12 protein-coding genes are annotated in these 11,699 nt (G+C 43.0%); 3 read left to right on the forward strand and 9 right to left on the reverse strand.

Annotation, left to right across the window (positions count from 1 at the left end):
* Positions 1–36: 36 nt before the first annotated feature.
* A complete protein-coding gene (locus tag PGH26_RS14095) occupies positions 37–963 on the reverse strand; it encodes a manganese-dependent inorganic pyrophosphatase (protein ID WP_323691670.1) in 927 nt (308 codons plus the stop codon).
* A gap of 52 nt (positions 964–1,015) precedes the next feature.
* On the reverse strand, positions 1,016–1,462 hold the full coding sequence (locus tag PGH26_RS14100) for an Rrf2 family transcriptional regulator (protein WP_323693534.1): 447 nt from the start codon (positions 1,460–1,462) through the stop codon (positions 1,016–1,018).
* 161 nt (positions 1,463–1,623) lie between these two features.
* On the opposite strand from PGH26_RS14100, the gene hmpA reads away from it, so the two are divergent.
* Positions 1,624–2,811 (forward strand): NO-inducible flavohemoprotein, encoded by a 1,188-nt coding sequence (gene hmpA, locus PGH26_RS14105; protein WP_323691671.1) that lies wholly within the window; start codon positions 1,624–1,626, stop codon positions 2,809–2,811.
* 52 nt (positions 2,812–2,863) lie between these two features.
* Here the strand turns inward: hmpA and PGH26_RS14110 are convergent, their stop codons facing one another.
* The 7 genes from PGH26_RS14110 to PGH26_RS14140 form a co-directional block, all read right to left on the reverse strand.
* A complete protein-coding gene (locus PGH26_RS14110) occupies positions 2,864–3,910 on the reverse strand; it encodes a YkvI family membrane protein (protein ID WP_323693535.1) in 1,047 nt (348 codons plus the stop codon).
* A gap of 57 nt (positions 3,911–3,967) precedes the next feature.
* The gene (locus tag PGH26_RS14115; protein WP_323691672.1) at positions 3,968–4,123 is read right to left on the reverse strand and encodes a hypothetical protein; all 156 of its coding nucleotides are present in this window, start codon (positions 4,121–4,123) and stop codon (positions 3,968–3,970) included.
* Between the two features lie 149 nt (positions 4,124–4,272).
* Entirely contained in the window at positions 4,273–4,788 is a 516-nt protein-coding gene (locus tag PGH26_RS14120) for a type 1 glutamine amidotransferase domain-containing protein (RefSeq protein WP_323691673.1), read from the reverse strand.
* Between the two features lie 74 nt (positions 4,789–4,862).
* On the reverse strand, positions 4,863–5,456 hold the full coding sequence (locus PGH26_RS14125) for a DNA-3-methyladenine glycosylase (RefSeq protein ID WP_323693536.1): 594 nt from the start codon (positions 5,454–5,456) through the stop codon (positions 4,863–4,865).
* 173 nt (positions 5,457–5,629) lie between these two features.
* Entirely contained in the window at positions 5,630–7,399 is a 1,770-nt protein-coding gene (locus PGH26_RS14130) for an ABC transporter ATP-binding protein (RefSeq protein WP_323691674.1), read from the reverse strand.
* Positions 7,389–8,105, reverse strand: coding sequence for a uracil-DNA glycosylase (locus tag PGH26_RS14135; protein WP_323691675.1), 717 nt, complete (start codon positions 8,103–8,105; stop codon positions 7,389–7,391). Before PGH26_RS14135 ends, PGH26_RS14130 begins: the two co-directional genes overlap by 11 nt.
* A 94-nt stretch (positions 8,106–8,199) precedes the next feature.
* Entirely contained in the window at positions 8,200–9,075 is an 876-nt protein-coding gene (locus PGH26_RS14140; RefSeq protein ID WP_323691676.1) for a MerR family transcriptional regulator, read from the reverse strand.
* A gap of 229 nt (positions 9,076–9,304) precedes the next feature.
* Between PGH26_RS14140 and PGH26_RS14145 the strand changes: the two genes are divergently transcribed.
* Entirely contained in the window at positions 9,305–10,825 is a 1,521-nt protein-coding gene (locus tag PGH26_RS14145; protein WP_323691677.1) for a phytoene desaturase family protein, read from the forward strand.
* Between the two features lie 14 nt (positions 10,826–10,839).
* The gene (locus tag PGH26_RS14150; protein ID WP_323691678.1) at positions 10,840–11,697 is read left to right on the forward strand and encodes a phytoene/squalene synthase family protein; all 858 of its coding nucleotides are present in this window, start codon (positions 10,840–10,842) and stop codon (positions 11,695–11,697) included.
* The last annotated feature ends 2 nt before the right edge of the window (positions 11,698–11,699 follow it).

Here is an 11,699-nt window from a genome sequence, read left to right on the forward strand (position 1 = left end):
TGATTGAACAAATCACCCCGCAGCTTTTTATCATTTTTACTTAAATGCTTCTGTCAATACCGGAACGATTTGCTTTTTACGCGATACAATTCCGTTTAATATGGCCATGTCATTCGCTGGTACAACGTTGAATGCCGTCATTGCCGAGAATGCTTTTTCACCAATTGCAATGGCAATCGAATCATTGTTAATAATATCCGTGATCACAAACAAGAATAAATCAAGTTTCTTCACAGATACTACATTCGTCAACAGCTCTGTCAACTCTTCCTTGCGATTCAGGACGTCGCTCAGATCCACCGCGTTAACTTGCGCAATTTCCATCGTCACATCATTGACCTCGAACGTTTTCGCATCGAGTGAAATGAGCTCTTCCAATGTTTTGCTGCTAAGGTCTGCACCCGCTTTAAGCATGTCCAAGCCGTAAACATTTGGGTCTACGCCCGCGATTTCTGTAAGTTCGTCGGCTGCTTTTCGATCTTCTTCAGTAAATGTAGGAGATTTGAACAGCAGCGAATCGGAAATGATTGCCGATAGCATAAGTCCGGCAATATTTTTCGGTATCGCTACGCTATGTTCTTTAAACAACTTGTTCAAAATCGTTGCTGTACAGCCAACCGGCTCTGCACGATAGTAAAGGGGGTCGCTCGTTTGGAAATTAGCAATTCGGTGGTGGTCGATGACTTCTAACACTTGCACGTCTTCAATATCATCCACACTTTGTTGCTTTTCGTTATGATCGACTAAAATTACTTTTGACGCTTCAGATGCTGCGCGGTCGATTTGTCTAGGTGCTTCAAAACCGAATGTTTCCAATGCAAACGCAGTCTCTTCAGAAACACTGCCAAGTCTAACTGCTTCTGCATCCACTCCGATTTGTTGTTTCAAATATGCGTATGTAATCGCAGAAGCGATTGAATCCGTGTCAGGATTTTTGTGGCCAAATACAAGTACTTTGTTCATGAGTGAATTCCTCCTTAATGTCTTTACCTAATGCATCTTTCCTATCTTACCATCACGACTGGGGCCGCGGAAACAGAAGCAGCCCGATTTCATCTTTATTTTGTACAAAGTCTTCAATCGTATACCGGTCCAATACCGCAAGATACGCTTGCAAAGCTTCTTGCAACACCCCTTTTAAGCGACACGCGGGTGCGAGCACACACATATTGGATTCTCGATTAAAGCATTCCACCAATTGAAAGTCGTCTTCCGTTTTACGGACAACGTTTCCTACATTAATATGCTTTGGCGAAACCTTCAAACGGATCCCGCCGCCCCTGCCCCGGACCGTTTCAATAAAGTCTGCCTTGCCGAGTTCATGCACGACTTTTGTTAAATGATTTTTAGAAATCGTGAATGCCTCAGATATTTCTGCTATCGTCGATAATTCGTGTTCAGGCTTAGCAGCCAAAAATATCAAAACACGCAACGAGTAGTCTGTATAGAGCGTTAAACGCATCTCGTTCACCATTCCTTCTATGAGTTGCTGTATTTTTTGTCTAATCCTTGAATGAATTGTGACTAAAACTCGAACAGTCTTTAAAGATGTATTTTTTATATAGCTTTTTGAATTCATTAGGATTACGATTAATTCATCAACTACGAGAGGTCGTGTCAATTATGTTATCCCAAGAAAAAATTGATATTATTAAATCCACTGTACCTGTTCTCGAGCAACATGGCAAAACAATAACAACTGTGTTTTACAAAAATATGTTCGAGGCGCATCCTGAACTATTGAACGTGTTCAACCACGTGAACCAAGCACAAGGACGCCAGCAAACGGCATTATCTAATACTGTACTTGCAGCAGCAAAACATATCGACAATTTAGGAGCAATCATTCCTGCAGTTGTCCAAATTGCAAACAAACACGTTTCACTTGGTATCGTTCCAGAACAATATCCGATCGTTGGAAAGTACCTTCTTGGTGCCATCAAAGAAGTGCTAGGCGATGCAGCAACTCCGGAAATTCTTGGAGCATGGGAAGAAGCGTACGGCATCATCGCTGACGCATTCATCGGCGTAGAAAAGTCCATGTATGATGAGATGGAAGCTGAAGAAGGCGGCTGGAAGTTGTTCAAAGGTTTTGTCCTTGCTGATAAAATCAAAGAAAGCGATGTTATTACATCGTTCTACTTTAAACCAGTCGATGGCGGTAAAGTGCCAACATACAAACCAGGACAATTCATCAGCATTAAACTTGAAATTCCAGGCGAGAAGAATACGCTGATCCGTCAATACAGCCTTTCTCAAGCACCGAACGGCGAGTCATTCCGTATTTCTGTAAAACGTGAAGGAGAAAACAATCCGAATGGTAAAGCATCTGTTTTCCTTCATGATAAGTTAAACGTAGGAGATATCGTTGAGCTTAGCGCTCCTGCAGGAGACTTCTACCTAGACGTAGAGAATGCTTCTCCTGTCACACTCATCAGCGGCGGTGTTGGAGTCACTCCAATGATGGCAATGTACGAAACAATTGCTACAACTACACCAGAACGTCCTGTAGCATTCTTGCACTCAGCTCGAACTCGCAGTCATCAGGCATTCGACAAAGTCGTTCGTGAAATGGATGAATCTCTTGCAACTTCCAGCTATGCAGCGCTTTACTCTGAAGAGGGTGACGGGTTCATCAACCGTTCATTCCTTGAGAAGAATGTTTTAGAAGGAAGCGACGTATACGTCTGCGGTCCGACTCCGTTCATGCAAGCTGTTATCAGCGAATTGTATGCAATGGGCATCGACAAAGAAAAAGTACACTTTGAATTCTTTGGTCCTGCGGTACAACTTGAACTTGCACATGCTTAACTAACAAAAACAAGCCGTCATCGTTAGCGCGATGACGGCTTGTTTTTTAGTTTTATTTTGAACTTCGCATAGCTTTTTTAGGTAATTTAAACGATGCGATGAGCAGCGTAAGCATAAGGAACAATCCGATATTCCCGATGAATGGGTACATGAGGTCCAGTAACTTGGAGAAGCCGAAGAAACTGAGCCCGAACCCAATTACCAGTACGATGAATACAAACAAACGAAAACGCGATGTACCGCGCTGTACAAATCGTGCTCCAAATGAGTAAAACATACTGACTGCCGTATTAAAAATCATTCCGTATAAAATAATCGCCATCAGAATCGCCAAAATCGGTGAAATGTCATTGATGATTGCAAGCATTGGCAAGTCTGCATCTTTGACTACATCTATTTTCGAGAAGATGGCTAAATGACTGAGTAGTATCATGATTCCAAGCCCCAGCCCGCCAACAAGACCGCCAAGTGCTGCTGCTTTTTCATCTTTCTCAGCTCCGCCCATGACGAGCGCCATGGAAGCCCCCACAGCCATATTGAACGATACGTAGTTAATGGCAGAGAACCACCAATTCGGCAAAGGGGTTTGAACGGCTGTAGCAACACTATTCAAGCTTGAGAAAGATTCCGTCATAGTTGTCAGACAATAAACTGAAATGATGACAATCGCAAGTATGAGAAACGGTGTAATGCTTCCGATGACAGACACGACCCGATCGACTTTCAATAAGACCGTTAAAAATACCAAGACGACCATAAGCAGACTTCCTATGAATGGCGGCAGTCCAAATTGCTGATTCAAGTTGGATCCCGCACCAGCAATCATGACAACACCTACAGAAAACAACGTGATGACTATCACGGCATCGACAATGAACCCAAGGTATTTCCCGCTGATTGTATAGACCGCTTCTTTATGGGAAGTCGTTTGCATACGGCTCCCAATCCGAGTTAGAACCATACCGAAATACGCAAACAAAACAGTAGAAATGATTGCGCCTATGATTCCAAGCAGTCCGAAACTGGTAAAGTACTGAACAATCTCTTTCCCCGAAGCAAATCCAGCTCCGACGATAATTCCTATAAAAGCGCTTCCCATCTTTAAAACTTTCAAGCGTTTTCCCCCTAAATCGTAAACAAGCTAACACAAAACAGTTTATTTCATTCTCTTCAAATCTTCTGAAATCTCATCGAGTATTCCTTCGAGTCTTTTCAGTCTTGCTGAATTGTCAATTGCATTCCGCACCACGAAGTAGAGCATAAATGAAAATAGGACAAAGCTGATGACAAGCACTAATAACCATTCTCCCAATGCTTCAGCCTCCCATCCCGCCACTTTCCAGGCTATTCTCTATGTATATTGCTTTGTTTAATTTACCACTCCTTTAACGTGTTTTCAACTCACTCAAAAAAGAAGACCCGCATAAGGGGCCTTCTCAACAATACGTCAATTTTCATTAATTATGCTTCGAGTAACTTAAGGGCTTCCCGATTAAACGCAGGAATATCTTCCGGCTGCCGGCTTGTGACAAGCTGGTTATGACAAACTACAACTTCTTTGTCATGGAATTTAGTGCCTGCGTATTCCATGTCAACGCGAATCGATTTATAACCTGTTGCGTCACGGCCTTCTAATGCTTTCGCAGTGATTAAGAGCTGCGGTCCATGACAAATTGCGAAGACAGGTTTGTCTGCATCCATGAAAGCTTTTGCGAAGTTAACGAAACGTTCGTCAGCACGGAGCTGATCTGGTGAAAATCCGCCTGGAATGAAAAGCGCATCAAAGTCTTCCGGCTTCACTTCGCTAATCCCTTTGTCGATTCTGACAGGTGTGCCCTTTTTCATGCCTTTAACGACAGTACCTGCTTCGTTTTCTATAGTAACTACTTCATGACCGGCGTCTTGGAAAGCTTTTGCCGGATCTGCGTATTCTGAGTCCTCAAACATATTCGTAAGTACAGTTGCAATCTTAGCCATTTTCACATGCACTCCTTTTAATTAATTAAGTTTGTTTACCTTCATTATTTTCCACGTCCCTGCCAAAACTAAACCTAAGGACGGAATTTAGATACAAAAGCATTGTCCTTTTCAAAAAAGCGCCAAGGGTAATGAACTGCTTCACCAGCGTTCGAAATACCGATTCGGGGGCTTGTAACCACTTCACCTACAGCATCAGAATTTGCAATATACAGCGGTTGTTTTGTCCAATGATGACCATAGTACTTCATTGTAATGCCAAGTGCTTTTGTCAACTTACCCGGTCCGTTTGTCCAATCTTTCATCGCCAGGTTTTCACCGCGCTGCTCTCGCATGAACTCCAGTCCCTCCACTGGTTCCCCGGCGCGTATTAACACCGCATGCGGAGTACCTGCAGGTCCGCTGACAACATTCATAAGAGTATGTGTGTGCATTTGATACGTATAAACACTGCCTGGTTCACCAAACATCACTTCTGTCCGCTTGGTCCTTCTGCTTTTAAAACTATGGGCAGCTTGGTCCTCCGCTCCATGATAGGCCTCCGTTTCGACTATGCGGACAACGACTGTGCCTGTCGGGAGTTCATGAACAATCAGTTTCCCAATCAAGTCTTTCGCAAGTTCCAATACGGGACGCTCAAAAAATTGCTGTTCAACCGGCTGATGGATAGGGCATCCCTCCTTTTATCATTCAACAACTGCAGATTTCAATTCACTTTGTCAGCCAGCTGGAAATGGATTCATTGTATTTAAAGGTCTACCCAAGTTTCACAGGTTGCAATCCATTTAAGAATCAAAAGAGACAAAAGAAATAGGACCCTTCAAAACGAAAGGTCCTTTTCTTACAACAAATGATTTGCAGTAAGTCCCTGCCCTGCTGCAAATTCTTCATACATTTTATGTGTTTTCAATAATTCGGCATGCGTTCCAACGCCAGTAATTGACCCTTTTTCTAAAAAGATTAATTGGTCCGCATCGATAACTGTTGATAATCTGTGCGCAATTATTAGTGTCGTACGCCCCATCATTAGCCGCTGGAGTGCTTCTTGGACATGTGTTTCAGATCCACTATCCAAATTCGATGTCGCTTCATCCAGCAAAAGGATCGACGGGTTATGCAATAATGCCCGGGCGATAGCAATCCTCTGCCGCTGTCCGCCTGAAAGTTTCATGCCGCGTTCACCGACCAGTGTGTCAAAACCGTCTTCCATCTCTTCGATGAACCCAAGTGCATTCGCTGCGGCCGCAGCGTTCCGGATTTGTTCAAGCGATGGACGCACCGCCAGTCCATAAGCAATATTATCAACAATGGTACCGCTTAGTAAGGGACTCTCCTGCGAAACATAGCCTATTCGGCCGCGCCAGTCCGATAGTTCGATTTCTTCGACAGGTCGATCGCCAAGAAGGATCGAGCCTGATACAGGTTTGTAAAATCGTTCAATAAGAGAAAACAGCGTCGTCTTACCGCCGCCGCTCGGACCGACAAATGCAGTAACCGTCCCCGGAATGGCACGGAAGGTTACGTTTTTCAGAACAGGCTTCTCGCTCTCATAAGCAAACGATACCTCTTGAAAGGCAAGTGCCGATTCAGGATCGTCCGTTATCCCTTCGGTACGTTCACTGTTCATGCCTAATATCTGTTGAATGCGTTCCGTAGCTCCCACCGCTTTTTGGAATACTGTAAACACTTGAGCCATTTGAGCAAACGGGACAATAATCTGGAACATTAGAAAAATGATTGCGACCAGTGTACCTGCGGACAATGCACCTTTTGAAACTTGTGCTCCTCCATACCCTAGGATTGCGACTAAAATCCCCATCATAATCAGGGTCATAACTGGTGATATCACTGCTTGAATTTTAGCTTCCCGCAATCCAAAACCGAATAACGTGCGAATAGCAGCAGACCCTTTTTCCTGTTCGTACGGTTCTGCACGATAGGCTTTCACAAGACGTATATCCCCAAGCACACGACCTAAGAGCCCAGAGAATTTTGCCATTTCAGCTTGAGTCGCTTTGGCAATTTTGTGCATGACGCGGCCCAAAGGAAAAATGATTGCCATACTGATTGGAATGCTGATCAGCATGATGAGCGTCATCTTCCAATCCAAATACAAGAGAATCGCAATCGCTCCGATAATGGAAATGATTCCAGTAATAAGCGACACCAAATGATCGGAAACCAGTTGCTTCAAAATCGTAGTATCCTGAGTAATCCGGCTCATTGTTTCACCGGTTTCGGTTTCATCATAATAAGGGACTGGCAGACGCAGGACCTTTGCCCAGAGTTTTGTCCTCAGATCCGCAACAATCGTTTCACCGATATAGGCAAGCATGTAATAAGACATCCCGCCAAGCAGCGCCTGGATTAAAAATACAGCAAAGAGGAAAATAGCTGTTTTCCAATTAAACAAGTCGCTTGTCAATGAATCAACGAGTTGTTTGGTCACTAAAGGGATTGCCAGACTTGCCAGTGTTGAAAAGAGCGCCAATACTAATGCCGCAATTGTGACACCTTTCGGCCAGTCCAACTGTTTAAGTAATCTGGAAAACTCTTTCAATGATCCTTTTGTTTGTTTCGGTTCCTTAACTGTATCCAAGTTACGTCCCATCTATATTCCTGCTTTCACTTATAGTTTCACTAGATTGTTTTTGTTCGTTTCGTTCCTGAAGAATCCGTCCGATTTCGAGCCAATCTGATTCCAGTGATGGTCGATGGGAAGGCCGATAAAAAATAGAGGCTGGATGAAAAGTAGGGACAATGGTGTAGAGTTCATCCGTCAGTTCATACTTCACGTCCTCTAAATCACGTAAAAAATGCACAGATTGACTCAGCGGTTTCCCATGCATTTCCGTCACTTTAGCATGTTTGCCAACTAATCTTTGCAGACTGACATTCCCCAAAGTAACGATGAGTTCCGGCTGGACGTTCGCGATTTCATAATCCAAGAGAGGCGCATGTGCAAGAATTTCATGTTTTGTAGGAGGGCGATTGTATTTACGCTCAGTCAGGGTGCCGTCTCTCTCATTTCGATGACCATAACGATATGGCCGGCTTCTAACTGCACTTGTTATATATACATCTTCCCTTGTAAGTCCAATGGAGTCCAGTGATTTCATAAGCTCTTTTCCCGCTCTTCCTGTAAACGGAATGCCCCCAAGCGCTTCCGTCTCACCAGGCGCTTCACCAATTAGCATCAGTTTCGGATGACGGGGTCCTTCGCCATAAACAAAACCTTCCACAGGGAATCCTTCAATCCGTTTCTTTCCGAGATCTGCAACAAACTCCGGTATTCTGAATGGCTGACTATTGTCCATGTTCTTCACCTCTTTTTAGTTGTTCACAATCTTAGTGAGACTTAACAGTTCCCTTTACTACTAATACGAACTTCATCTCATCCTGTTTCAAGGTTCAATTTAAAACATCTTCCATGGAATATGCAATCCGGATTCTTTTAGGAGCTAAAAAAACTTCGTGACTAAATACACCATGACCTCCTATAAAAAACTCAGTGTATGGATTTCTCGCTGCAATTTCTTCCAGTTTCTCAAACAAGCATGGATCCTGTTCAAATGGAATGGTCGTTGTCGCTGATAATAACAGTTTTTTCGGTTTCAAACGCTGCACTAAGTATTCTATCGACGACAGCTTAGGGGAAGGTCCGGCTGCAATCGTTTGCCAGCCATGCATCATCGTTTGAAGCAAGATGATATGCAGCGGAATTTCATGCGTTTCGTTTGGCAAACAGCTGCCAAGTATAATCGGGGCGCCATCCTCCAGTTCAAAATTCCTTCGAATCTGAACTAGGAAATCACGAATCACCAGGCTCGTAATCGTCTCTTGGCTTTCATCCCACTCTCCGTTCTCCCACAACTTTCCGATTTCCAGCATTAGCGGCTGAATCGTATTACTCAAAAAGTTTTCCAATCCATGTCTGTGATGTGCTTGTTTTAAAAGCAGTATCAGGCCAGCTTCATCATAATTAGATCCTTTTTCCAAAAGCTCCAGGACATATTCACTTAACGGTTCTTTAGGAACAGCTTCTGGAATATGCTGAGAACGAACAAGATGCAGCGATTCTTTAAGTGTATGTCCTTTCTCCCGCAACCCGCAAATTTTCATAAGCGTTGAAACATCCTCAAACGTGTACAGCCGGTAGCCATTTTCATGTCGTTTAGGACATATGATCCCATATCGATCTTCCCATTTACGAATAACTTGTCTCGACAAACCGGTCATTTCAGAAACATCTTTTACAAGGAGCCCTTGTTGTTGATTTGTCTTCATTATGCGTGCCTCTTTCCCTAAAAATCATTTTGCAATGTTATTGCTAAACTATTATAAGTTTCAACGATAAACGTTGTACAAAATATATTCGTGTACAATGTTTAAAATCATGTATAATGGGAATTAAATCTTTAATTAAGGGTTTTTTATACAACTCTTGTACAATGTTATCACAAAACGTTATACAAGTAAATTTATTTACGACTAATAGAGAACTGGGGAGATAAATTTGAAGAAAAGCGTTATAGTCATCGGTGCCGGAGTTGCCGGATTAGCAAGCGCATGCAGGCTGCAGCATGCTGGGTACGACGTCACGCTCTATGAGAAAGAGAAGTTACCAGGCGGGAAAATGAATAGAATTCAACAAGACGGTTACCAGTTTGACTTAGGACCCACGATCGTAATGATGCCTGAACTTTATCAGGAAGTATTTCAAGTTTGCGGTGTGAATCCGAATGACTATATACCGATGCAGCGCCTGGATCCTATGTACAGCGTCTACTTTGGTGATCAAGACGATGACCACTATGAAATCAGTTCCGACCTCATCGAATTAACCAAAACACTCGAGTCTTTTGGTGATGAGGATGCTCAAGGGTTTCTGGAATATCTTCAAGTTATCTATAAACGTTTCTTAGTTGCTAAAGAACATTTTCTTCAAAAGCCCTTTCGTAAACCATCGGATTTCTACAATCCGTCCATGCTGCGTCAAGGTCTGAAATTGAAAACATTTGATAACGCAGATACATTCATCAGTAAATACATTAAGAACGAACGGCTGAAACAAATGATTAGTTTTCAAACATTGTACATAGGTGTGTCCCCTTACAGCGGCCCTTCGCTTTATACAATGATTCCAATGATCGAGTTCTTGTATGGAGTATGGTTCATCAAAGGCGGTATGTATACGCTGGCTCAATCGCTGGAACGGTTATTTAAGGAATTAGGCGGTACGGTTCATTACAATTCACCAGTTGACGAAATTGTCATTGAAAACGGTCAAGCGACAGGAATTCGGCTGAATGGAGAAATAATTTCATCAGACTTTGTTATGTGCAATGCAGATTTCCCTTATGCGATGAAAAATCTTGTTAAAGAACCAAAAGCTAAAGGAAAATATACCGATAAAAAGATTGATAATATGAAATATTCTTGTTCCTGTTTCCTTATGTACCTCGGAATGGATAAAAAATATGAAGAAGTGCCAAATGCACATAACTTCATATTCAACGAAGAGCTTGAACAGAACTTAAATGACATCTTTACCGGAAAGCGTCTCGATACCGCCTCTTTCTATGTTTACATCGGTTCTAAGTTAGACCCGACTCTTGCACCGGAAGGAAAGGACGGTCTTTACATTCTCGTTCCTGTGTCCGACAAATCTTGTTCCCAATATGAGTGGAATGATGAAACGATTCAACACTACAGAGGCCATATATTAGATGCGTTAGAAAAAGTCAAAGGGTTCGAAAATGTTAAACAGGAGATTGTCTCTGAATCGTATATGACTCCGCCTGATTTCGAACAGCGTTTTAATGCATATAATGGCGCTACTTTCGGCCTTCAGCCTACACTGGCACAAAGCAATCATATGCGCCCGCAAAGTAAAGCTACTCATTGTGAGAACCTTTACTTCACAGGAAGCAGCACACACCCTGGTGCTGGCGTTCCAATTGTCTTATTGTCTGCACGAATTGCCACGGAAGAACTTTTGCATGATGATAAGGGAATTCTGTTCCATACCCGTTGAAAGGGGGACTTTGCATGACTGCTTTCCTGTCTGTCCAAGACGATTTTGCGTATTGTGAACAGATTATTAAACGACATTCAAAAAGTTTTTACTATGCGTTTTCGAGACTTCCCGAAGAGAAAGCCCAAGCTGTCTACGCAATTTATGCATTTTGCCGGACAGCAGATGACAGCGTCGATGAAAACCGCGAAGGAACCGATCAATTAGTTGCATTGGACAAGTTAACAGAAGAGCTCAATCTCTTCTCGAGCAGACAAGAAATCGATCATCCATTGTGGCGTGCATTAAGGATAGTCTTTAACACGTACGAAATGGACTTAGAGCCGTTTTTCGACCAGCTGCAGGGCCAGCGCATGGATATCTCTTTTTCCACTCCGAAAACGCTGGATGATGTTGAAACGTACAGCTATTATGTTGCAGGTTCTGTTGGCCGGATGCTGCTTCCAATTATCGCTTCCAAATCAGAACGAGACTGTACAGATGCAGCGATCAGTCTGGGCGTGGCTATGCAATTGACGAATATTTTAAGAGATGTGGGAGAAGACTATCGCGAGAAAGGGAGAATCTATCTGCCTGCAGATGAACTTCAGCGGGCGGGATATCGCACAGACCAATTAGCTAACGCTCAGATTACTGATAGTTTCATTCAAGTGTGGGAGCTGCTCGCTAGTCGTGCTGAACACTTGTACGAAGAGTTTCTTAGCTGTATTTCAGACTTTGATAATGATAGCCAGTTTGCTGTTCTTGCCTCCGCACAGGTCTATCGGGGAATTTTAACAAGTGTGCGGCAAAATGACTACGATTGTTTTGCTCGGAAAAACTTTGTAACCAAACGGGAAATGATACGAATTTTAGCGGATTCGATTGTGTGAAT

It is taken from the genome of Sporosarcina jeotgali (genome assembly GCF_033304595.1).
Classification (GTDB): Bacteria; Bacillota; Bacilli; order Bacillales_A; family Planococcaceae; genus Sporosarcina; species Sporosarcina jeotgali.